23 protein-coding genes are annotated in these 23,189 nt (G+C 53.3%); 14 read left to right on the forward strand and 9 right to left on the reverse strand.

What is annotated here, in order from left to right; all coding sequences use genetic code 11:
* Positions 1-162: 162 nt before the first annotated feature.
* The 4 genes from J4E70_RS07730 to J4E70_RS07745 are packed head-to-tail and all read left to right on the forward strand — an operon-like array spanning position 163 to position 3,898.
* Complete coding sequence (locus tag J4E70_RS07730) at positions 163-756, forward strand: thermostable hemolysin (protein WP_213888523.1); 594 nt, start codon at positions 163-165, stop codon at positions 754-756.
* Positions 756-2,204, forward strand: a complete 1,449-nt coding sequence (locus J4E70_RS07735; RefSeq protein WP_213888524.1) for an AMP-binding protein — start codon at positions 756-758, stop codon at positions 2,202-2,204. The genes J4E70_RS07730 and J4E70_RS07735 overlap by 1 nt, the downstream gene beginning before the upstream one ends.
* A complete protein-coding gene (locus J4E70_RS07740; protein ID WP_213888525.1) occupies positions 2,201-2,986 on the forward strand; it encodes an SDR family NAD(P)-dependent oxidoreductase in 786 nt (261 codons plus the stop codon). Before J4E70_RS07735 ends, J4E70_RS07740 begins: the two co-directional genes overlap by 4 nt.
* Positions 2,987-3,037: 51 nt before the next feature.
* Positions 3,038-3,898 carry a TauD/TfdA family dioxygenase gene (locus J4E70_RS07745; protein ID WP_213888526.1) on the forward strand — a complete coding sequence of 287 codons (861 nt, stop codon included), beginning with the start codon at positions 3,038-3,040 and terminating at the stop codon, positions 3,896-3,898.
* A 58-nt stretch (positions 3,899-3,956) separates the two neighbouring features.
* On the opposite strand, the gene J4E70_RS07750 is transcribed toward J4E70_RS07745, so the two are convergent.
* The 4 genes from J4E70_RS07750 to J4E70_RS07765 all read right to left on the reverse strand — a co-directional run bounded on the left by J4E70_RS07750 (position 3,957) and on the right by J4E70_RS07765 (position 9,037).
* Positions 3,957-5,237 (reverse strand): DUF3422 family protein, encoded by a 1,281-nt coding sequence (locus J4E70_RS07750; protein WP_213888527.1) that lies wholly within the window; start codon positions 5,235-5,237, stop codon positions 3,957-3,959.
* 181 nt (positions 5,238-5,418) lie between these two features.
* The gene (locus J4E70_RS07755; RefSeq protein ID WP_213888528.1) at positions 5,419-6,852 is read right to left on the reverse strand and encodes an NAD(P)(+) transhydrogenase (Re/Si-specific) subunit beta; all 1,434 of its coding nucleotides are present in this window, start codon (positions 6,850-6,852) and stop codon (positions 5,419-5,421) included.
* Positions 6,853-6,862: 10 nt separating this feature from the next.
* Complete coding sequence (locus J4E70_RS07760; protein WP_213888529.1) at positions 6,863-8,434, reverse strand: Re/Si-specific NAD(P)(+) transhydrogenase subunit alpha; 1,572 nt, start codon at positions 8,432-8,434, stop codon at positions 6,863-6,865.
* Positions 8,435-8,590: 156 nt separating this feature from the next.
* Positions 8,591-9,037 carry a methyltransferase family protein gene (locus J4E70_RS07765; protein ID WP_213888530.1) on the reverse strand — a complete coding sequence of 149 codons (447 nt, stop codon included), beginning with the start codon at positions 9,035-9,037 and terminating at the stop codon, positions 8,591-8,593.
* Between the two features lie 150 nt (positions 9,038-9,187).
* Between J4E70_RS07765 and kynU the strand changes: the two genes are divergently transcribed.
* On the forward strand, positions 9,188-10,381 hold the full coding sequence (gene kynU / locus J4E70_RS07770) for a kynureninase (RefSeq protein ID WP_213888531.1): 1,194 nt from the start codon (positions 9,188-9,190) through the stop codon (positions 10,379-10,381).
* A complete protein-coding gene (locus J4E70_RS07775; RefSeq protein WP_213888532.1) occupies positions 10,378-10,848 on the forward strand; it encodes a GNAT family N-acetyltransferase in 471 nt (156 codons plus the stop codon). The genes kynU and J4E70_RS07775 overlap by 4 nt, the downstream gene beginning before the upstream one ends.
* A gap of 34 nt (positions 10,849-10,882) precedes the next feature.
* Here J4E70_RS07775 and J4E70_RS07780 read toward each other — a convergent pair whose 3' ends face one another.
* The 3 genes from J4E70_RS07780 to J4E70_RS07790 all read right to left on the reverse strand — a co-directional run bounded on the left by J4E70_RS07780 (position 10,883) and on the right by J4E70_RS07790 (position 14,343).
* Positions 10,883-11,659, reverse strand: a complete 777-nt coding sequence (locus J4E70_RS07780) for a gamma-glutamyl-gamma-aminobutyrate hydrolase family protein (RefSeq protein WP_213888533.1) — start codon at positions 11,657-11,659, stop codon at positions 10,883-10,885.
* A 103-nt stretch (positions 11,660-11,762) separates the two neighbouring features.
* A complete protein-coding gene (locus tag J4E70_RS07785) occupies positions 11,763-12,191 on the reverse strand; it encodes a GlcG/HbpS family heme-binding protein (protein WP_213888534.1) in 429 nt (142 codons plus the stop codon).
* Positions 12,172-14,343: a malate synthase G gene (locus J4E70_RS07790; RefSeq protein ID WP_213888535.1), complete on the reverse strand. Its 2,172-nt coding sequence runs from the start codon at positions 14,341-14,343 to the stop codon at positions 12,172-12,174. Before J4E70_RS07790 ends, J4E70_RS07785 begins: the two co-directional genes overlap by 20 nt.
* Before the next feature lie 195 nt (positions 14,344-14,538).
* Between J4E70_RS07790 and pepN the strand changes: the two genes are divergently transcribed.
* Positions 14,539-17,082 carry an aminopeptidase N gene (gene pepN / locus J4E70_RS07795; protein ID WP_213888536.1) on the forward strand — a complete coding sequence of 848 codons (2,544 nt, stop codon included), beginning with the start codon at positions 14,539-14,541 and terminating at the stop codon, positions 17,080-17,082.
* Positions 17,083-17,099: 17 nt separating this feature from the next.
* Here pepN and J4E70_RS07800 read toward each other — a convergent pair whose 3' ends face one another.
* Complete coding sequence (locus J4E70_RS07800) at positions 17,100-17,420, reverse strand: winged helix-turn-helix transcriptional regulator (protein WP_213888537.1); 321 nt, start codon at positions 17,418-17,420, stop codon at positions 17,100-17,102.
* An 89-nt stretch (positions 17,421-17,509) separates the two neighbouring features.
* On the opposite strand from J4E70_RS07800, the gene J4E70_RS07805 reads away from it, so the two are divergent.
* The 6 genes from J4E70_RS07805 to J4E70_RS07830 all read left to right on the forward strand — a co-directional run bounded on the left by J4E70_RS07805 (position 17,510) and on the right by J4E70_RS07830 (position 22,191).
* A complete protein-coding gene (locus J4E70_RS07805; RefSeq protein WP_213888538.1) occupies positions 17,510-18,229 on the forward strand; it encodes a hypothetical protein in 720 nt (239 codons plus the stop codon).
* Positions 18,230-18,354: 125 nt separating this feature from the next.
* Positions 18,355-18,948, forward strand: coding sequence for a dimethylsulfonioproprionate lyase family protein (locus J4E70_RS07810; RefSeq protein WP_213888539.1), 594 nt, complete (start codon positions 18,355-18,357; stop codon positions 18,946-18,948).
* A 53-nt stretch (positions 18,949-19,001) separates the two neighbouring features.
* Positions 19,002-19,430 carry a hypothetical protein gene (locus J4E70_RS07815; RefSeq protein WP_213888540.1) on the forward strand — a complete coding sequence of 143 codons (429 nt, stop codon included), beginning with the start codon at positions 19,002-19,004 and terminating at the stop codon, positions 19,428-19,430.
* 50 nt (positions 19,431-19,480) lie between these two features.
* Positions 19,481-20,032: an invasion associated locus B family protein gene (locus J4E70_RS07820; RefSeq protein ID WP_213888541.1), complete on the forward strand. Its 552-nt coding sequence runs from the start codon at positions 19,481-19,483 to the stop codon at positions 20,030-20,032.
* Between the two features lie 61 nt (positions 20,033-20,093).
* Positions 20,094-21,605 (forward strand): Asp-tRNA(Asn)/Glu-tRNA(Gln) amidotransferase subunit GatB, encoded by a 1,512-nt coding sequence (gene gatB, locus J4E70_RS07825; protein WP_213888542.1) that lies wholly within the window; start codon positions 20,094-20,096, stop codon positions 21,603-21,605.
* Positions 21,606-21,771: 166 nt separating this feature from the next.
* The gene (locus J4E70_RS07830) at positions 21,772-22,191 is read left to right on the forward strand and encodes a DUF4177 domain-containing protein (RefSeq protein ID WP_213888543.1); all 420 of its coding nucleotides are present in this window, start codon (positions 21,772-21,774) and stop codon (positions 22,189-22,191) included.
* A gap of 6 nt (positions 22,192-22,197) precedes the next feature.
* Here J4E70_RS07830 and J4E70_RS07835 read toward each other — a convergent pair whose 3' ends face one another.
* On the reverse strand, positions 22,198-22,455 hold the full coding sequence (locus tag J4E70_RS07835; protein ID WP_213888544.1) for a BolA family protein: 258 nt from the start codon (positions 22,453-22,455) through the stop codon (positions 22,198-22,200).
* 75 nt (positions 22,456-22,530) lie between these two features.
* On the opposite strand from J4E70_RS07835, the gene J4E70_RS07840 reads away from it, so the two are divergent.
* Positions 22,531-23,160, forward strand: a complete 630-nt coding sequence (locus J4E70_RS07840) for a DnaJ domain-containing protein (RefSeq protein WP_213888545.1) — start codon at positions 22,531-22,533, stop codon at positions 23,158-23,160.
* The last annotated feature ends 29 nt before the right edge of the window (positions 23,161-23,189 follow it).

The following is a 23,189-nucleotide window of genomic DNA, read 5'->3' on the forward strand; positions in this document are numbered from 1 at the left end:
ATTTTCCAGGTCTTGGGAATCAAAAAGATTCAACCGCTATTATTTAAGAAAATTCAGCACATTATCCAAAATCTTTTAGAAATCTGATTGCCTGTAAGAATTCTGTAAGCCTGCTGTCTGCACATGTGTCTAGACGAGCGATAAGCTGGCATGAGGCAGAACATGAAGATCGAATTTTTAGAAGGTGCGTGCGCCGAAAGAATGGCTGCGCAAAACCATATCCGGAAGGTGTATCAGGAAGCATATGGGGCAGAGCTAAACAGCTTTGCGCCGCTGCTTGTCACCGCGACGAATGCTGAGGGTAAAATTCTGTGCGCTGCCGGTATTCGAACGGCTACGGATGGGTTTTTCTCTGATACTTATCTAGATGGTGACTTTAGCACCGCATTATTGCACCGCGCCGGAATTTCCCTCCCTGCCGAAGAGATAATGGAAGTTGTGTCGCTTGCTTCCATCACACAGTTTCCCGTGTTGCCTGTACTTGATTCCATGATTTCCTGGGGTCGCGAACGCGGCATGACCTGTGGCGTGTTTACGGCCACAGCTCCGCTGCGTCGGCTTTTGAAGCGCACGGGTCTGACATATATTCCCCTGTGCCCGGCCAGCCCTGCATGTGTGCCCTCACCTGCGAACTGGGGCAGTTATTATGAAACGGATCCTTGGGTTTGCGCGTTCAGCGAAGCCCAGTCTTTGCCGGTAACCCTGTCGCCCCGGCACCGGCACCTGTCGGCTGATCTGCGTTCTGAGGCCTCCTGATGAAACCAGTATTCGAAGCGCTGGCGCGGCATGTGGCCACGCGGCCAGAAATTGTCGCCTTTCGGGATGATGCGAAGATCGTAACCTGGGCTGATCTATCCACCCGTGTTGTGGACCTTGCATCCCGGCTTGCCGGGGCCCCAAATACGGTTGGCATCGCGCTTGCCGGGGGTATTGACTATGTCGTTGCAGACCTTGCCGTCACGCTTAGCGGACGAACACAGGTTCCATTGCCCTTTTTCTTTAGCAACGAACAAAATGCGCACATACTAATGGATGCTCAGATTAGCGCTGTTATTGCGCTCGATGCTTCCTTGTTTTCGGCCTTGCCGCATATAGAGGTCATTGATCCGACTTTCTCGGGAAACGAAGGACCATCAATGCCAGAGTATCAGGGTGGCGCGGAGCGTGTGATTTACACCTCCGGATCATCCGGTCGCCCCAAAGGCGTGGTTATCGGTGACCGTCAATTAGATGCGTCTCTTGCCGCACTGAGCAAAATGAGTGGTGCCACAGCGACGGACCGGCATCTTTCAATCCTGCCTCTTGCCCAGTTGTTAGAGCAGATTTGCGGGATATTTCTGCCAATCCTCGCAGGCGCCGAAACGATCTTCAGATTCGACGCAACAAAGGCGCTTTTTGGTGCTCCGATCAAACCGTTGACCGATACGTTTTTCACAGAATTGCCAACGACCAGCCTTTTGGCTCCATCCCTTCTTGGCCGATGGGTCGCCGATCTGGAACTGAGATCAGAAACCGCCCCGGACAGCTTGCGTTTCGTCGCTGTAGGCGGGGCTTCAACCGCGCCTTCGCTTGCGACATCAGCAAGGGCTGTCGGCATCCCGTTGCACGAGGGCTATGGCTTGTCAGAATGTTGTGCGGTTGTCGCAATGAACCGTCCTGGTGAAAGCGTTGTCGGAACGGTTGGTCCGGTTTTGGATGGTCTGGATGTAAAGCTCGAGAATGGAGAGATCACAGTTGAAGGCCCAACCGTTATGGTCGGGTATCTGAATGGTGATCCGGCACCCGCACGATGGAAAACGGGTGATCTTGGCCATTTCGTCGGGAATCGACTTGTAATCGATGGCCGCAAGGATGCGTTGCTGGTGACTGGTGCGGGGCGCAATATTTCGCCTGAGTGGGTCGAACAGCGCATCAACGCCGACCCAAGAATTGTAAGTTCGGCGCTTGGGCTTCGGGATGCCGACGGGTTTTTGGTTCTCGTCGTCGCGACTGCTCAATCGTTACCTGTAGAAAAGATCGCCCGGTCTTTGGCTGATCTGCCAGATTACGCAAAACCCACGGAAGTGATCTTTGTGGATCCCGCGGAACCCGGCCTTTTATTTCCCGTGGGAACACCTGATCGCGCTGTTGCCAAAACGCTGATCAACACACGCGCAGCGCTTCCCCTACCAAACCTTGAAACTATTGAAAGCCTTGCATCATGACACAAAGGAAAACAGCCCTGATCACCGGGGGTGGGTCGGGAATTGGACGCGCACTTGCCGTTGAGGCTGCAAGACTGGGTTTTGATCTGATCCTTGCCGGGCGAACCGCTTCCAAACTGGACGAAACAGCATCGATGGTCGGCGAGACGAATGTTAAAACCGTTACCGCTGACGTTGCAACCGCTGAAGGGCGGGCCGCTATTCGTGAGGCTGTGGGCAACAAGCTGGATTTTCTGATTAACAATGCGGGCACGCTCAAAGTTGGCCATCTGGCGTTGCTGAGCGATGAAGACCTCAACCAAATGATCGGCACCAATCTGACGGCACCCATTGCGTTGACACGTGACCTTTTGCCCGCATTGGACATGGTTAAAGGCCGGATCGTGAATATCGGGTCGGTGTTTGGGGATATCGCTTACCCGTTCTTCGCTGGGTACTCAGCGACAAAATTTGGTCTGCGCGGTTTTTCTGACGCCATCCGCCGAGAGCTTTCCGGAACCGGGGTGGGCGTGACTTACATCGCACCCCGTGCAACCCACACCGCTGCTGAAACCGAATTTTCAGCTTTGGTTGAACCCATGCAAATGACACTCGACAGTGCTGAAAATGTGGCTTCGCAAGCTTGGGAAGCGATCCTTGCAGGCAAACGCGAGAGTTTTCCAAAGGGTAAAGAACGCTTCTTTGTCAAAGTGCAGCGTCTGTTTCCCAAGCTTGTCGATAATTCTGTCTGCGCACAGGCGCAGGACCCAAAAACATTGGCAGCGCTCAAACCCGCCACCTGAATGCACTTTACTTTTGACCAATGATTTCCGATTCAAGAACAGGACTACAAAATGAACTATAATGTCATTCGCGCGACTGAAGCAAAAACTCCAACCCTTGACGCATCTGTTGTTGCATCGGTCAAAGATTACTTGGAAAAAGATGGCTGGGTACTGTTGCGTGGCTTTGACGTTGACATGCAGGCGTTCAGCGACCTGACAACGCTGCTTTGCAAAACAATCACCTTTGATCCGGCGCGTGAAAATACCGACAAGACGACCCAAAAGGTTGATGCCGGGCTTGGCCCCATTGGTCTTCACATCGAAAACGGCAATACGCCTGTTTGCCCGGACGTTGTCGCATTCTATTGCACAAAGGCTGCTTTTGAGGGGTCACAGACAACGATCTGCGATGGGCGAGAAGTATTCAAGAAGTTTGATGACAGGCAGAAAGAACGCTGGTCACAAAAAATGACGGTGAAGCGTACGCTGCCCGAAGACCTCTGGAAGCGCTACCTGGCGAATGAACATCCCGCGATCAGAGAGCCGGAAGAAGTAACCCACGAACACATCCTACAATTCAAGGCGGCGATTCCCGATCAGGATTTCAAACTGAATGAGGACGGTTCACTGGATTATGAACTCACGATTGCGCCGGTGCGGCCTTCCTCGCTTTCCAACGGTCACGCTTTCGCAAACGCGATCCTTGGACCGTCTCATAACTACGAGCCTCCGGTCTACACGCTGGAAGATGGAACGAAGGTGACGACGGAGGAAATAGAGGCTCTGCGTGACATCGCAGAAACCTGCACCGTCGAAATTAACTGGCAGGATGGCGATATTGCAGTCATTGACAATACCCGCGTGATGCATGGCCGCCGCGCCATCAAGGATCAGGACAGGCAGCTTTATATTGGAATGGGTCGGGTTTGAATTACGGGGCAGCTATTTAACTCTTTATTCCATTCCCGCCAACATTCTATGATTACGCTCAATGCACGGCCTTGCGAATTTGCCGAACGACAAGCCAGACACCAAGGACGACAAGCGGGGTCAGGCCCGCAGTCAGCCATATCTTGTCAAAGCCCATCCCTTTGGCGATCGGCAGGGCCATGTAGCTTAGCAAATTCACAGCGTAGTAACTGATCGCGACGACGGACAGCCCTTCGACCGTTTTTTGCAACCGAAGCTGAAGATCAGCCCGCCTATCCATGCTTTCCAACACTTTCTGGTTCTGTGCTGACCGTTCCACATCCACCCGCGTACGCAGCAGTTCGCCTGCACGCCAACTTTGCTTTGCCATGTTGCGCAGCTGACGCTCAGCCGCCTTGACCGTTCGCATTGCAGGGTCGAACCGGCGCATCATGAACTCGCCAAACGTCTGACGACCCTCAAAACGTTCTTCACGCTGCACTTCTATCCTTTGGCTTACAATAGCCGCGTAAGCAGCTGTCGCACCAAACCGGTAACTGGTTTGCGTTGTCAGCTTTTCCAACTCCGCAGAAATGGGCGTCAGGGCCGAAAGCGTTTCCTCGGCATTCACGGAGTCCGAGGCCATTTCCTCAACCAACGCAATCAACTGGTTGTCAATTTCGCGCAGCCGTGCCGACAGCTTGCGCGACTGTTGAAAGCCAAGCATGGACATCGCTTTGTAGGTTTCAATTTCACACAGCCGTTGCACGATGCGGCCGATCCGGCGCACCCCGATATCCGGCGCAACAAACACCGAAAAGCGCATATGGCCTGCCTCATCGATCCGAAAATCACCCGCGATGACGGCCGAACGATCCAGAACATAGCTGACGGCCAGACTTTCCGGCACAAAAAACGCGTCTAAATGCGAATGTATCTGCGCAAGGTCAGGCATGTGATCTATATGGATCATCGCAGACGTAACCCGGACGCCGGGTGCCTGGGTCAGCCATTCTTCCGGGAAAATCTCGAACGCAACGGGGTCGAAAACCCGTCCGCTAAGGCCGTCACAAAACACCGTGTAGGTTACAAATTCACTATGGCTTTCCCACTTAAGATGATAGCGACCGATTTCTCCGGAATAATGTGTTGCCTCGGGTTGCGGATGTGGCGCGCCATAACGATCAAGCAATGCCAGAAGGTGGATAAGATCCGCGTCCCGGTCACGATTAGCAGCGGCCAGCGGGCGCTTTATAGCAAGATATATGGCATGGCTTGGCGCTGCGAGCGCTGGAAATGGACGCGCGTGAAGCTCATTCGCCAATTTATAGCGCAACGGATGATCTTTGATGCGGCTCATATACAGGCTCCGGAATTTTTTACGCTAACTACGCGGTAACCCGAGAAGTGTAAATAAAATAATCTTTATTTTCAATTGCTTACCTGCACACAATTGCATACCAACCGTCTTTCCTTGTGCGTAAAATAAAAAAGCCCCGCAGTTCTTCACTGCGAGGCACTTTTCGTTAACGCGTATGGTCCTAGCTGATCATCGTCAGCAGTTGATCAAGCGAGGCTTTGGCGTCACCATAGAACATGCGTGTATTTTCTTTATAGAACAGCGGGTTCTCGATGCCAGAATACCCCGTACCCTGCCCACGTTTGCTCACGAACACCTGCTTGGCTTTCCAGCATTCCAGCACCGGCATACCAGCGATGGGGCTGTTGGGGTCTTCCTGCGCGGCGGGGTTCACGATGTCGTTGGAGCCGATCACGATGGCCACATCGGTTGATGGGAAATCGTCGTTGATTTCATCCATTTCCATAACGATATCGTAAGGCACGCGCGCTTCGGCCAGAAGCACATTCATGTGGCCCGGCAAACGCCCGGCGACCGGGTGGATGGCAAAGCGTACCTCTTTGCCCTTGGCGCGCAAACGTTTTGTCAGTTCAGAGACTGACTGCTGCGCCTGCGCAACCGCCATACCGTAGCCCGGAATGATGATCACGCTGTCTGCGTCTTCCAATGCCGCAGCAACACCCTCGGCCTCGATTGCGATCATCTCGCCTTCGACTTCCATCTGCGGGCCAACGGCACCACCAAAGCCCCCAAGGATCACCGAAACAAAATGTCGGTTCATCGCACGGCACATGATGTAAGACAGGATCGCACCGGATGAACCAACAAGTGCGCCGGTCACGATCAGAAGGTCATTGCCAAGCGTAAAGCCGATGGCCGCTGCAGCCCAGCCGGAATAGCTGTTCAGCATTGACACAACAACTGGCATGTCAGCGCCACCGATGCCCATGATCAGATGATATCCAATGAAGCCTGCGATGAGCGTTACAGCAACCATTGTCCAGATACCGGCACCGTTGAAATACATGAGGCCAAGGATAATGCAGAGCGCCAGTGAACCCGCATTCAGCGCGTGACCACCCGGCAGTTTCTTTGGCTTGCCGTCAAGCTTGCCTGCAAGTTTGCCAAAAGCCACGACAGAGCCGGTGAATGTCACCGCACCGATGAAGATACCAAGAAACACCTCGACCTTCAAAATGGCGACTTCGATGGAGTCTTTATGCGCGAGCTTTTTGGCAAAACCATGCAGCGCGTCACGCGCCGCCTGATCCATGCCCTGCACGGCAGAAAGCTCCAGATCGGCGTTCAGCCCGATAAAGACCGCGGCCAGGCCTACAAAGCTGTGCAGCGCTGCCACAAGCTGTGGCATCTCTGTCATCTGAACTTTGCCAGCAACATAATAGCCAGCGTAAGAACCAATCGCGACCATCAGCAAAAGGACGATGTAGTTGCCGCTGTCAGGGCCAAATACGGTGGCAACAACCGCCACCGCCATGCCCACGATCCCGTACCAAACGGCGCGTTTCGCGCTTTCCTGATTGCTGAGACCGCCCAGTGAAAGGATAAAAAGAACCGAAGCGGCTATATAAGCCGCGGATGTAATACCAATGCTCATGTCGCTCTCCTCAGGACTTCTGGAACATGGCAAGCATCCGGCGTGTCACCAGGAAGCCACCAACAATGTTGATCGAGGCAATCAGCACCGATATCGCGGCGAGGATCATCACAAGCCATGAGCCCGAGCCAATCTGCAACAACGCGCCGATAATGATGATACCTGAGATCGCGTTCGTCACCGCCATCAGCGGCGTGTGCAGCGCGTGGCTGACGTTCCAGATCACCTGGAAGCCGATAAAACAGGCAAGCGCAAAGACGATGAAGTGCTGCATAAAGCTCGCCGGTGCATAGGCCCCGATGATCAGCATCAGCAATCCGCCAATGGCGAGCATACCAACCTGACTGCGCGTCGCCTTTTGAAAAGCTGCCACTTCGGCGGCGCGTTTTTCCTCGGGCGTAAGCTCTTTGGTGGCTTCTTTCGGTTTGGCGGCGATCGCCTGTATCTTCGGCGGCGGCGGCGGGAAGGTGATTTCACCCTTGAAGGTCACTGTCGCGCCGCGGATCACATCATCTTCCATGTCATGATTGATCTTGCCGTCTTTTTCCGGGGTCAAATCCGTCATCATGTGGCGGATGTTGGTTGAGTAAAGCGTGGACGCCTGCGAGGCCATCCGGCTCGGGAAATCTGTGTAGCCAATGATGGTCACGCCATTGGCTGTGACAATCTTTTCGTCGGCCACCGTCAGTTTACAGTTACCACCCTTTTCGGCAGCGAGGTCCACGATCACAGAACCGGGCTTCATGGCTTTGACCATATCTTCGGTCCAAAGCTCTGGCGCTTCACGGTTCGGGATCAGCGCGGTGGTGATCACAATGTCCACTTCCGGGGCAAGTTCGCGAAACTTCGCAAGCTGTGCTTCGCGGAATTCTGGCGAGGAAACAGAAGCGTAGCCGCCAGTGGCTGCACCATCCTGCTGTTCTTCCTCAAATTCGAGATAGACGAATTCAGCCCCCATCGATTCAACCTGCTCCGCCACTTCAGGGCGCACGTCAAAGGCGTAGGTCACAGCGCCAAGACTGGTTGCAGTTCCGATTGCAGCCAAACCGGCAACCCCTGCCCCAACCACAAGGATCTTGGCAGGTGGTACCTTACCCGCAGCCGTGATCTGCCCGGTAAAAAAGCGGCCAAAGTTGTTGCCCGCCTCGATCACCGCGCGATAGCCCGCGATATTGGCCATAGAGCTTAGCGCATCCATCTTTTGCGCACGTGAAATACGCGGCACCATTTCCATGGCAATCACGTTTGCGCCTTTGGCACGGGCGGCTTCCATGCCCTCTTCGTTCCCTCCGGGGTTGAAGAAGGAAATCAGCGTCTGCCCTTTGCGAAGGCGTTTAAGCTCTGTGTCATTGGGCTGGCGCACCTTGACCACGATGTCTGCCGCCTTAAAAAGCGCCGCACCGGTTTTCACGACCTCAACCCCCACAGTCTTGTAGGTGGCGTTGGAAAAACCAGCCGCATCACCAGCGCCGGATTCGATAACACAGTCATAGCCCAACTTTTGAAGCTGAACCGCACTCTCGGGAGTCATGGCTACACGCGCCTCTCCCTCAAAAACTTCCTTCGGCGCACCAATTTTCACGTCGATTTTCCCCTTTTCTGCGGATGTTACGGAAAACCGTTCCAGTTTGAGCTAAAACGAACCCCGTGCAGACATTTTCAGATAAGAGCGTCATACCCTGCGCAATATTATTTCACAAGAAGTTGACGCTAACGGTTTATTGAAGGTCGGCCTTTGCTACAGCCAGCGGCGGGTTTTTCGCATGTAGGCCGCGAACTGAACCCTGAACTTTTTACGAAGCCGATCCTCCTCTGGTATAATAAAGCGTTTTTCCATAATCCAGACGAAGATCGGAACAAGCGGCAGAGATAACACCGCGTCCCAATACAAGATCAGGCCCGTCAGGATCAGCACATCGCCCAGATAGATTGGGTTTCGCGACCGTTTGTAAACACCTGTCTGAATCAGATTGCTGGATTCTTTGTGCGGATGCACCGTGGTTTTGTGGCGGGTAAATTCCCGAAGCGAAAGAATAAGAAGTAATATTCCACCGCCGAGGCAAATTCCACCCAGGAAGTCGGCCCAGGCGCCACCAAATGTTAAGCCCGGTAAATAGACTGTCTGGCACCAGGCCAAAGCCAGAAAAGCTGCCAACCATACCGGTGGGACATCAATGGATTTCATGGACCCTACTCCTTTTCGGTTTCCTACAATTGTGCTGTCCATTGCGAAATTGCAATTCACATACCTGCGCTCTTGCGCCTCAGGTTAGATACGATAGCTTTCGGGGTGCAGCATCGCTTGCCAAGATTTCACAATTTCAGGGCTTTCAACATGACCGATTTTGCAGCCACCAAGGCGATGTTTCATTTGCCTGACGACGCAACTTACCTTGACGGTAATTCTCTGGGTCCGCTTCCAAAGGCCGCCCCGAAACGGCTGGCGCGCACCATGCAGGACGAATGGGGCGAGATGCTGATCACTGGCTGGAACAAAGCGGGCTGGATGGGGATGCCAACTGAAATCGGCGATCGCATAGGAAAGCTGATTGGTGCGGAACCCGGCCATGTCGTGTTGGGGGATACGCTGTCGATCAAGGTCTATCAGGCGCTCGCCTCTGCACTTGAGATGAACCCGAAGCGCCGCGTGATACTTTCAGATAACGGGAATTTCCCGTCAGACCTCTATATGGCCGAAGGGCTGTGCAAAACACTTGGTTCTGATTTCGAGCTTAGAACCGTAAAGCCGGAAGACGTGGAAAATTCGCTTTCCAGCGACGTAGCTGTTCTGATGCTGACCGAGGTAGATTACCGCACGGGTCGCCTTCACGATATGAACGCGCTAACTGCAGAAGCACAGGCGCATGGAATCATCACTGTCTGGGATCTTGCCCACAGTGCCGGTGCTTTGCCCGTGGACGTTGCTGGGGCAAACGCTGATTTTGCGGTGGGGTGTACCTATAAATACCTGAACTCCGGCCCCGGTGGACCCGCGTTTATCTATGTTGCGCCCCGGCATGTTAACAAAGTTCGCCCCGCGCTTTCCGGCTGGCTGGGGCATGAAGCGCCGTTTGAATTTGACCTATCTTACCGGCCCGGTTCTGGCATTGAACGCATGCGGGTTGGCACACCGCCGATCCTGCAACTTGCCGCATTGGAGGCGGCAATGGACGTTTGGGATAGTGCCAACATCCATGATGTACGCGCGCAATCGATAAAACTGTGTGATCAGTTCATTGCAGGGGTTGAGGCGAGCTGCCCTGAACTGACACTCGCCAGCCCGCGCGATGGCACTGCCCGTGGCTCGCAGGTCTCTTTCCGGTTTGAAAATGGCTACGCGGCGATGCAGGCCCTTATTGTGCGCGGCGTAATTGGTGACTTTCGTGCGCCTGACATCATGCGTTTTGGTTTCACGCCGCTTTATATCGACGAAGCAGATGTCGCTCGTGCGGTTGATGTTCTTACTGATGTTACGATGAACCGCCTGTGGGACACGCCGGAATACAAAATGCGCGCGCGCGTTACATGAAGCTTCATATACGCGCCTCTGGGCCGGAAGATGATGACGCGTTACATCATATCTACTTCCGCGCCGTTCGCGAAGGCACCGCACAGTTTTACACACAAGAGCAGCGGATTGCCTGGGCTCCGTCCGAAAAAAGGCAAAAGCCTTTTGACGCTGCGCTCATCTGCTGGGTTGCGGAAGATGAAGCGCAACCCGTCGGTTTTGTGGCTGTGGAACCCGGCGGCTATTTAGACCTTGCCTTTGTGCTGCCAGAGTACATCGGTCGTGGCGTTGCAAAAGCGCTTTATTGCGAAGTACTGGAGTGGGCGGACAAGGAAGGCCTAGACCGTCTCACTGTGCACGCAAGTCATCAGGCCCGAAGGTTTTTCCTGCGACAAGGATGGACCATCGACTATGCCGAGACAGTGGAGCGAAACAGTCAAAAACTGGAACGGTTCGCAATGAGCCTTATGCTTAAGAACCCGCGGTGAAACCCAAATGGGTTAAATGGCAGTCAATTCCGATCTAGGCGTGGCGCAAAGATGGTGACGTCCGGCCCTCCGACCACGCATGCACAGCCTCGCCAAAGCTGGCGAACAAGGGGCGCGAGACAGGGTCTTGCGCAGCACGCCATTCCGGGTGCCATTGCACCGATATTGCATAGCCCGGCGCACCTTCGACATATATCGCTTCGGGTGTTTCATCAGGCGCCCAACCGTCAATGACGACACGTTTTCCGGCCGTTTTGATACCCTGACCATGCAGCGTGTTTGTCATCACCTCTTCCGCACCCATCATGCGGTGAAACACACCGTCTTTTGCGAACCGGACGGTATGGCGCAATGCAAATTTTTCTTCCAGCGTGCCCTCTGGTGGCATTCGGTGGTTTTCGCGACCGGGCAAATCCCTGATTTCCGGGTGAAGTGTGCCGCCCAACGCGACATTAACCTCTTGAAAACCACGGCAAACCCCTAAAATCGGCTGACCGCGCTCAACACAGGCCCGCACAAGCGGCAGGGTGATCGCATCACGATTGCGATCAAATTCGCCGTGCGCATCGGTTGCGGGTTCACCATATTCTTCCGGGTGCACGTTAGGCCGCCCACCAGTCAGCAAGAAACCATCACAGGTCGCGAGCAGTTCTTCGACTGTAACAAAACGCGGATCTGACGGGATAAGCAGCGGCATACAACCAGACACTTCGCTAATTGCTTCGGAATTCATGGTTCCGCCTGCGTGCGTAGGGTAATCGTCGTTGATCAGGTAGCTGTTTGAGATAATACCAACGATTGGGCGGGCCATTTGATACCTTTGTCTTGAACTTCAGATACCTATAAGCTGTTTCTATTCTTGTGTGTAGAGCTACCTTGCACATTCAGATGTGCAAGGTTGCAATACTGAAAAATCACGCCTCGCCCGAAAGGCCCGCGGCTTCAATACCAGCAAGCCCCGCTTTTGCATCGTTGTCAGAGGTATCACCGGTTACACCCACGGCCCCGATGACCGCGCCTTTTTTGTCGCGCATCAGAATACCGCCGGGAACAGGCACAACCTGCCCTCCATAAACCCCATTTACAGCAGCCATGAAATACGCTTGCTGCTCGGCCCGCATCATCTGGGCAGTGCCAGCCATGCCCAGCATGACAGCGCCATATGCCTTGCCCTGCGCAATCGCAAAACGGCCCGGCGAAGCTGTGTCTTCGCGCTCAAACGCTTTGACGTGGCCGCCCGCATCAAGAACCACAACAGAAAGCGGCTTGAGCCCAAGCTCTTTGCCTTTACTAAGGGTCGCTCTGATAATCGTTTTCGCTTTTCTAAGCGTAATTTCTGACATTTGAAGCCCCTTGTTGATGTCGTTTTTTAAGTTCAAGCCGACGTGCATGCAACACGGGTTCGGTATATCCAGATGGTTGTTCGCGACCTTTGAAAACCAGATCACACGCCGCCAGGAAAGCGATACCGTCGAAATCCGGTGCCATAGGTAAATAGCCCGCATCGCCTACGTTCTGCTGATCAACAACAGCCGCCATCTTTTTCATCACGGCCATGACCTGCTCTTGCGAAACAACGCCATGATGAAGCCAATTGGCCAGCGCCTGTGATGAAATCCGGCAAGTCGCCCTGTCTTCCATCAGCCCCACATCATTGATGTCCGGCACTTTCGAGCAGCCAACCCCCTGATCCACCCAGCGTACCACATAGCCAAGTATCCCCTGAGCGTTGTTTTCAATCTCTTCCGCGATTTCCTGCTCTGACCAGTTCACGCCCTTTGCGACGGGGATGGTCAGCAGATCGGAAAGTGTACCAAGCGCGCCACCCTTGGTAATTTCATCCTGACGCTCAAACACATTTACCGTGTGATAATGCGTTGCATGCAACGTCGCGGCGGTTGGGCTGGGCACCCAGGCGCAATTTGCCCCGGACATCGGGTGGCCAATTTTATCACGAAGCATTTCAGTCATCAGATCAGGTGCCGCCCACATGCCTTTGCCGATTTGCGCACGCCCCTGAAGACCGCAGGAAAGACCGATATCGACGTTTCTGTCTTCGTAGGCTGTGATCCAGGCGGAATTTTTCATCTCGCCCTTACGGACCATTGCGCCCGCTTCCATCGAAGTATGAATTTCATCCCCTGTGCGGTCCAGAAAACCCGTGTTGATAAAGGCAACACGTGATTTTGCGACCCGGATGCATTCCCTGAGGTTTGCCGAGGTGCGGCGTTCCTCGTCCATGATCCCAAGCTTTACTGTGTATTGCGGCAAACCCAACGCTGCTTCTACACGGCCGAAAATTTCATCCGCAAAAGCCACCTCTTCCGGGCCGTGCATTTTTGGCTTCACAACGTAGACTGATCCGTGAACCGAATTTCCACCGTCCCGCTGCAAATCATGCATTGCGATGGCGGTTGTCATTATGGCATCCATCAGGCCTTCGCCAACCTCGTTGCCGTCCCTGTCAAGGATGGCTGGGTTGGTCATCAAATGCCCAACGTTGCGCACCAACATCAAAGCCCGGCCCTTCAGGGTCTGTGTCGCGCCATCCGGTGCGGTGAATTCCAAATCTTCGTTCAAAACGCGCTGGAAGGTTTTGCCGCCCTTTGAGACCTCTTCTGACAAATCGCCCTTCATCAGACCAAGCCAGTTGCGATAGGCAAGAACCTTGTCTTCGCCATCCACGGCGGCAACGGAATCTTCGCAATCCATGATCGCGGAAAGCGCACTTTCAAGCACAATATCCGAAATTCCGGCGCTGTCTGATTTACCAACCGGCGTCTCTTTGTTGAGCACAAGTCTGATGTGCAGGTCATTGTTTTTAAGAATGATTTCACTTGGATCAGTGGCGATGCCAATAAATCCGACGAAATGCCTGGTGTCTTTCAGGCCCGCACCGGCCTGAAGGTACCCGTCTTGTACTGCCAGATTATCCAGATCTGCCCAACTGCCTGTTTGTAGCGGAACCGCATCATCCAAAAAGGATTTACCCCAGGCGATAACGCGCATGCCGCGCGCCGGGTCATACCCCTTTCCAGCAGGCAGATCACCAAGTGCATCTGTGCCATACAGCGCATCATAGAGCGACCCCCATCGCGCATTCGCCGCATTCAGTGCATAGCGGGCATTCATGATCGGAACCACCAATTGTGGGCCTGCAATCGACGCTATCTCTGGATCAACATTGGCTGTGTCGATGCTGAAATCCTGCCCTTCCGGCAAAAGATACCCGAGATTTTCCAGGAACGCCCGATAGGCAGCGGCGTCATGAACCTTTCCGCGATTTGCGATATGCCAATCGTCAATTGCCGCCTGCATATCTTCCCTGATTTGCAGAAGCGCCTTGTTCTTGGGACCAAGGTCATGAACGAGGTCCGAGAAGCCGGACCAAAACTGATCTGTGTTTACTCCCGTGCCGGGTAAGGCCTGCGCCTCAACAAATTCAACGAGCGTCGGGTCGACCTGAAGTCCGTGTTTATCAATGCGGGCCGGCATGGAATCACCTCTGAATGGTACGGTATACAACTGAATTGCGCCTATTTAGGGCCAAAGTTTCCGATGCGCAACAACTGTGGTAATATTAAGTTACCAATTTAGGCAATTTGTGAGGTGCTATCCTCTTTTTTCCAAGCCTTGCGGCGGCCAAGCATTCCGTTACATCTAGGACAAATTCGGTTGCAGGAGCCCGTGATGCGCAATGAGACGATCTTTCTGAAAGATTACACCCCCCCCGCCTATCTGATCGACGATGTGCATCTGACATTTAAGCTGGACCCAACCAAAACCCGGGTTCTTAGCCGCATTGCATTTCACCCCAATCCCGAAACGACAGACCGGGACTTCTTTCTGCACGGCGAACAGCTATCGTTGATTTCAGCCACAGTAGATGGGAAAGCGTGTCGACCTGAGATTGCAGATGAAGGCCTTATAATCGCGGTGCCCGATGCGCCGTTTATCTTTGAGGCGGAAGTAGAAATAAGCCCGTCGACCAATACGGCGCTTGAAGGGCTTTACATGTCAAACGGAATGTATTGCACGCAATGCGAGGCGGAAGGGTTTCGCAAGATAACGTATTACCCCGACCGTCCGGATGTGATGACGACCTTTACCGTGCGGGTTGAGGGTGATCTGCCAGTGCTGCTTTCAAACGGCAACCCTGCCGCGTCTGGTGATGGGTGGGCTGAATGGCATGACCCCTGGCCAAAGCCATCTTATCTCTTTGCGCTTGTCGCGGGTGACCTTGTCGCACACCCCGACAGCTTTAACACAATGTCCGGCAAACAGGTTGAGCTAAACATCTATGTGCGCCCCGGGGATGAACACAAATGCGCCTTTGGGATGGAAGCACTGAAACGGTCCATGGTCTGGGATGAACAGATCTATGGTCGCGAATATGATCTCGATATTTTCAACATCGTGGCGGTTGATGATTTCAACATGGGGGCGATGGAAAATAAGGGGCTGAATATCTTCAACTCCTCGGCCGTTCTTGCCAGCCCGGAAACCTCAACCGATACAAACTTTGAGCGTATCGAAGCCATCATCGCACATGAGTATTTCCACAACTGGACAGGGAACCGGATTACCTGCCGTGACTGGTTTCAGCTTTGCCTGAAAGAAGGGCTAACCGTTTTTCGCGATCAGCAGTTCACGGGTGACATGCGCAGCCATGCGGTGAAACGCATTAATGATGTGCTTGCGTTGCGCGGTCGTCAGTTCCGCGAAGACAATGGTCCGCTCGCCCACCCCGTGCGCCCCGACAGCTTTGTTGAAATCAATAACTTCTACACCGCAACGGTTTACGAGAAAGGTGCCGAAGTCATTGGGATGCTGAAGCGTCTGGTTGGGGATGCTGACTATGCAAAAGCGCTCGACCTTTATTTTGAACGCCACGATGGCGATGCAGCCACGATAGAAGACTGGCTGAAGGTGTTTGAGGACACGACAGGCCGCGATCTGGACCAGTTCAAACGCTGGTATGAACAGGCTGGCACGCCACGTTTGACTGTGACTGATCACTTTGACAACGGCACCTATACGCTGCATCTGAAACAAGAAACTCCGCCAACGCCGGGCCAGCCCAAGAAAGACCCGCGGGTTATTCCGGTTGCTGTCGGGCTGCTAAACCCCAACGGCGACGAGGTGGTGGAAACCACCATTCTGGAGATGACCGAGGCAGAGCAGAGTTTTGAGTTTAAGGGGTTGGCAGCAAGACCGGTTCCGTCAATCCTGCGCGGGTTTTCCGCCCCGGTCATCTTGCAACGAGACACCACAAACGCAGAGCGCGCGTTTTTACTGGCCCATGACACGGACCCGTTCAACAAATGGGAAGCCGGGCGCGCGCTTGGCAAAGACACCCTGAGCCGTATGGTGACCAATGGCACACCACCGGATAACGCTTACCTTGATGCGCTCATGGCCGTTTTGCGCGATGATACCCTTGACCCTGCGTTTCGCGCACTGGCCCTCAGTCTTCCAGGTCAGGACGACATCGCACAAACATTGTTTGACGCTGGGTTGACGCCCGACCCCGACAAGATTTATCGCGCCTCGCAGACATTGAAACAAACACTCGCCCAGCACTTACAGGACTTACTGCCAAAGATTTACGCGGAAATGCATGTGCCCGGACCCTATTCACCCGATGCTGAAGCTGCCGGGAACAGAGCGTTACAGGGAGCAGCACTCAGCCTGTTGTCACGCCTTGACGGTGGTTCTGCCGCATCACGTCAGTATGAAAGTGCAGATAACATGACCCAGCAGCTTGGCGCGCTGTCCTGCCTGCTGACGATTGAAAAGGGGGAAGCAGAGCTTGCGGCCTTCCGCACGCAATGGGGCCAAGACCGCCTGGTAATGGACAAATGGTTTGGTCTGCAAGTCACTTACGCAGCACCGGAACGCGCCGCTGCAACTGCTGACAGGCTGACCAAAGACCCTGAGTTTGATTTGATAAATCCAAATCGTTTTCGTGCGGTTTTTGGCGCCCTCGCCATGAACGCAGCGGGCTTTCACGACCCGACTGGGACGTCCTACAACCTGGTGGCCGATTGGTTGATACGCCTTGATGCGCTGAACCCACAAACCACGGCACGCTTGTCCACAGCGTTTGAAACCTGGCGGCGTTATGATGGTGATAGGCAATCCCTGATCCGGGACGCTTTGGAGCGAATTCAATCAACACCCGGTCTGTCACGCGACACAAGCGAGATGGTCGGGCGGATACTGAACGGATAAGCTTCTTTTCGGGCGGTCTATTGTTTCAGTCCCGGGCCCATTCCCCATTCGTACATGGCGCCGATAACCGGTTTTAGCGACTCGCCCTTTTCCGTCAGGTGATACTCGGCGCGTGGTGGATGCGTTGAGTAGAATTCACGGCGTATCACACCAGCGTCTTCGAGTTTTTTGAGCCGCGCCGATAAGGTGTTTGGGCTGACGGACAAGACGTCTTCAAAGTCTTTGAAACGACGCGGTCCTTCCAAAATCAGCTCTCGCATAATCAGAAAGCTCCACTGATCGCCAACCACATCGGTTGTGCGTTTGATCGGGCAATTTGTTTTGTCAGGAATCTCCATGCGTCTTGCCTACCATATAAATTACCGTTCTCGAATTGACTTCCATATTTATAGTCACTACGTGATTTATATCAATATAGGAGAGATATATGTTCGTTCAATTCGTAGAGTACTATGTCCAAAGTTTTGTGGTGCTTGTTCCTGCAATAGTTCTGGGGATAATTGCGTTTCACGCACAAAAAGCCGAATTTTCATTAGGCCGAATGCTCGCCACTGTGGGCATTGTCGGACTTTTACTTGGCGTTTGGTATGCGGGCGCCTCGGCACTAAGCCTTGCCGGAATCTTGATGCCGCCCGAAACTTTCGCTGACCCACCCTTCGCGCTGATGCCCATTTTGATCGGTGGCCCGCTAATCTGGTTCCTCGGGCGCAAAACCGCCACCGGCAATGCGCTGTTTAACCAAGCAAGCCATTCCTCGCTGATTGCCATTCAAATGCTGCGTATCATGGGGTTCATCTTTCTGGTTGGCTGGCTGACCGGAGATATCCCATGGCAGTTCGCCTTGCCCGCAGGCCTTGGTGACATCTGGGCTGGTTTCGCTGGTATTAGTGCCTATCGGGCCGTTCAGCAAAATGCTCCTGATGCCCGTAAAAAGCTCGTTCGCGCAAATGTCATCGGGCTGCTCGATTTTGCCGTTGCGGTTGGAACCGGGGTTTTGACCACAGAAGGGTTTGCTCACATCTGGTCGCTTGATGCACCAAATATTATCAACAGCTATCCGATGGCGCTTTTTCCAGGATTTTTTGTACCCATTTTCATTGGATTTCACCTGCTTTCGCTTTCGAAACTACGCGCAGAGAAAATTTAGCACGAAAATAACTCACTTGGCCGGCTGCGAAATGCGGACCGGCCAAAAGACGACAACTGGCGTCGCAAACTGCAAAGACGGGATCACGCACCACAGCCTTGATGCGGAAAAGCGAGGCGCGCATCATGGCACATGATCTTTCAAACCTGTTTTCAACCCTGGCGTCCCTTTATGAAAGGGAGGGCCGTGATGGGGCAAATGAAGCCGTTACCGCGCTAAAGAAGGCGACAACATCCGATCATTCGTTTTCAGAGGTTGACGAAACACCATTTCTTGAAGAATTCGAAACTGCCTTTGCAACCAACCCAGCGCCTGAGGCTATTGCTGTGCAAGATGTTCTGCCGCTGATCAAATGGCACTACGCGGGTTTGGAAGATGGCCGCATCCGCCCGGAAATCGCCCGTCATATGCTGACCGCAGAACTTTTGGACCCAGATGGCATGATTTTTCATCCAACGGTTCGGGTCGGCCTTTTCATGCAACGGGCCGGCTTGAACTATGTCACCCGCAACCACGCCGCAGAAGAGTGTTTCATTATGCTGGCAGGGGAAGGGTTCTGGAGCACAGATGACGGAGAGCGATATCACAAAACCGCAGGTTACGTGATTTTTCATCCATCGATGATGCCACATCGCAGCGAAACGCGCGAAAAACCACTGTTAGCCGCCTGGCGCTGGAGCGGTGATATCGGTTGGGATCAGTATCAGCTGAAAGGTTAACACTTGTTCCCCGGTAAAGCGCTGCGTAGGGTCTGCGTGATCTGAGGTTATTGATGCAAGAATTTTCCTATAAAACGAGCGGTCGAACTACGCGTACGATCATTGTCTTGGTACTGGTTTATTCTGCATTGGCAGCGCTTTTGGTGGTCTTTGACGCTGCGTGGTGGCTTGTTGGTGGTTTAGTAATCTTTACGCTACCCGCGCTTTGGGACATTGCAATAGATCGTCCATCATCTCTAAAACTCAATGATCAGAGCCTCGGTTGGTCTTCGGGCAACGTGACGCAGGAACTACCACTTGAACAAATCGTCAAGGCGCGCTTTGATACGCGGTTAGATTTTTCCGTGCGCGTAACGCTTTTTCTAAGCAGTGGAAAAAAACTCCGCCTGCCCTATGACTGCCTTCCCCCGCATAAAACGCTTGAACGAGCGATGAAGGAACGCGGCGTTGTGACGGAACGCCATCACTTCTCGTTGTTGTGAATACCGTTTAAGCCACAAGCGCCTATAGTGCCCGAAAAGGGGATTCCACTATGCGTTATGCTCTGCCAATCTTGCTGTTGTTTTGTCTTCCGGTCTTGGCACAAGACAGAAGCGGAGGCGACACTGCTGGCAGTTGGCGTGTGACCCACCACCAGATTTTTGGTATCTGGAATGTTTTTTGTGACGAACGGCTGACCGGCGATACCCTTGAAGAACGCTGTTACATCCGCCGGGTTGACGTATTTTCCCCTGCACCAAAATTCGCGGCACAGTTTCTTTTCATCACACCACACGCAGATGGTGTTGAAATCGACTTTGGGATGGAACGCAGCACGGCATTTGAACCTGACGGGTTCCGCATCCTCGCTGACGAAGGTGTCATCTGGTCAAACGACCGACGTGGATGCCTGAGGGGGCGCAATTGCAATTTTACAGGTAAAGAGGCGGCCACGCTGATATCAATGATGGAAACTGGTGAGAGTTTTCGCTTCACCTTTACCGACAGACACGGCAATCCGCAGGATTTGAACTGGGAACTGTCCGGTTTTCCGGCTGCATTGAAGGATTTTCGCACTGTAGCGGCTGAACGTGGGCTTATGTGATCTTGCCCCGCACTTCGCCCTGTCTTAGAAAGCGCTGAATTGCTTTTCGGACGGATCTGACATGCTCGACCTTACCTACACTGCCCCGACCCCCAAAACCATCGCTGGCGCCAAGGAAGATTGGGAGCTTGTGATCGGGCTGGAAGTCCACGCGCAGGTCACGTCAAAGGCCAAGCTGTTTTCCGGGGCTTCGACCAAGTTTGGGGCGGAGCCGAATTCCAACGTTGCCTTTGTCGACAGCGCGATGCCGGGCATGTTGCCGGTGATCAACGAATATTGTGTAGAGCAGGCCGTGCGCACGGGATTGGGCCTGAAAGCGGATATCAACCTTTACTCCGCCTTTGACCGCAAGAACTATTTTTACCCGGACTTGCCGCAAGGTTATCAGATCAGCCAACTTTACCACCCAATCGTTGGCGAAGGTGAAATTCTGGTGGAAATGGGCGAAGGGATTGCGCGTAAAGTGCGGGTGGAACGCATTCACCTTGAACAGGACGCCGGCAAATCCATTCATGACATGGACCCGAACATGTCTTTCGTTGACCTAAACCGCACAGGTGTTGCGCTGATGGAAATCGTCAGTCGCCCGGATATTCGCGGCCCCGAAGAGGCAGCTGCCTATGTCTCTAAGCTGCGCCAGATCCTGCGATATCTCGGAACTTGTGACGGCAATATGCAAAACGGCAGCATGCGTGCAGACGTGAACGTGTCTGTCTGTCGCCCCGGCGACTATGAGCGTTACCAGGAAACGCAGGATTTCGGCCATCTTGGTACGCGTTGCGAGATCAAGAACATGAACTCCTTGCGGTTCATTCAGGCGGCCATCGACTATGAGGCGCGCCGCCAGATCGCCATTCTTGAGGATGGCGGTTCAGTCGTGCAGGAAACGCGCCTCTATGACCCCGACAAAAACGAAACGCGTTCTATGCGGAGCAAGGAAGAAGCGCATGACTACCGTTACTTCCCAGACCCCGACTTGCTGCCGCTCGAAATCGAACAGGCCTGGGTTGATGAAATAGAAGCCTCGCTTCCGGAACTACCGGATGCAAAAAAAGCGCGGTTTATAGCGGATTTCGGCTTGTCAGACTATGACGCGTCCGTCCTGACCGCCGATGTTGAAAGCGCGCATTTCTTTGAAGTCGTTGCCAAAGGGCGCGATGGAAAACTGGCCGCGAACTGGGTAATTAATGAACTGTTTGGCCGTTTGAAAAAGGACGATCTTCTTATCACCGATAGCCCGGTTTCGGCAGAACAGCTTGGCGGCATCATTGCGTTGATTACCAAAGGTGACATTTCCGGCAAAATTGCCAAGGAACTGTTCGAGATAGTCTATACTGAAGGCGGTGACCCTTCGGATATCGTCGAGGCACGTGGCATGAAGCAGGTGACAGACACCGGTGCGATTGAAGCCGCTGTTGATCAGATTATTGCGGACAACCCCGCACAGGTCGAAAAAGCACAGCAGAACCCCAAGCTTGCCGGATGGTTCGTCGGCCAAGTAATGAAGGCGACCGGCGGCAAAGCAAACCCCGCAACCGTCAACGCCCTCGTGAAAGACAAGCTTGGTTTATAGTGCTGCTATAAATGAGCGTACCGGTGACGTTCTAATCTCAACAACGTCATCCGCATGCATCGGCAATAAAGCAACAAAAATACGGACATAATCGCAGTATTTTGGACAAATCATCCCCGAATCGGGTAATGAGTAACTTCGCCAGAACCGATCAGGGAAAACGGTAATGCCAAAATTCGAATATAAAGTTGTGCCTGCCCCAAAAAAGGGAGAACGCGCAAAAGGATTGAAAAGCTCTGACGCGCGTTTTGCCAATACCTTGATGGGTGTGATGAATGAGCTTGGTCAAGACGGCTGGGAGTACCAGCGTTCAGATACCCTACCTTGCGAAGAACGCTCTGGTCTGACCGGAAAAACAACCGTTTTCCAGAACATGCTAATTTTTCGCCGTGCTATTGAAACCGGTGCTGAAACCAAGACCGATTCTTCAGTGACGCTCGCTGTGCCACAGGCAACGGGTGGTTTTATGCATAGCGCGCCAACAATCCAACCAGCGCTTCAAGATCAGGAAAATGCGGCCCCCGCTTTGGGATCTGCAAAAGAAGCCGGCAAAGACGAACCCAAGTCAGAAGTTGCTGCTGAGTAACTTGGCTCAGGAATTGATATCCAATGTAAGCGCGTGGATACGTCCGATAATCTCGGGTCCAATCGCAACGTGCACGGCTCTGTGGCGCGCAATACGGCTCATTTCTGCAAATTCCGGCACTACAATAGCAACTCGAAAATGGCTTTGACCACCCTCCTGATATCCGGCATGACCACGGTGATCCTCGCTTTCATCAACAACATTTAAACTCTCCGGCGAAAACGCGGATGAAAGTTTTTGGTAGATTTCGTCCTGAACGGTCATATTTTTTGCCCTAGCCCCTTCTCTAATGCTCAAAAAACACTAAACTCTCTTGTCCGAGTCGAAAAGGTAAAGAACATGAAAAAAGCTGATCCCTTCGGATTCGATATTTCCGTTTCTTCGGACAAAAAGAAGCGGACAAGAGGCAAGCGTGGGATGTCTGGGGCCTTCGAAACCTCTACCCGTCAATGCGAGCATCCCAGCTGTCAGGAGCCGGGCCAGTATCGTGCGCCCAAGTCACCGGATATTCTGGATGATTTCTATTGGTTCTGCAAAGACCACGTGCGTGAATACAATCTGAAATGGAACTTTTTCAACGGTGCGACCGAAGATGAGGTCGAAGAACAGGTTCAGTCAGACCGCGTATGGGGCCGTCCGACAAAGCCCTTGAAGGCAACTGATGAACAGCGTGCATGGGCGCGCCTTGGTGTTGATGACCCGCATCAGGTTCTGGGAAGCAATGCGACGCAAAACCCCGGAAAATCCATAACTGGCACCCGTAAACTGCCACCGACGGAACGCCGGGCCGTTGAAATTCTGGAAGCGCGCGACCACTGGACTAAAACTGAGATTCGCAAACAATACAAAGCGCTGATCAAAATCCTGCATCCAGACATGAATGGCGGTGACCGATCCGACGAGGACCGTTTGCAAGAAGTTGTCTGGGCCTGGGATCAGATCAAGGAAAGCCGCAGTTTCAGAAACTAGCACTGGAAATTTAAAAGGACCGCCAAATT

This window comes from Pseudohalocynthiibacter aestuariivivens (genome assembly GCF_018457175.1).
GTDB lineage: Bacteria > Pseudomonadota > Alphaproteobacteria > Rhodobacterales > Rhodobacteraceae > Pseudohalocynthiibacter > Pseudohalocynthiibacter aestuariivivens.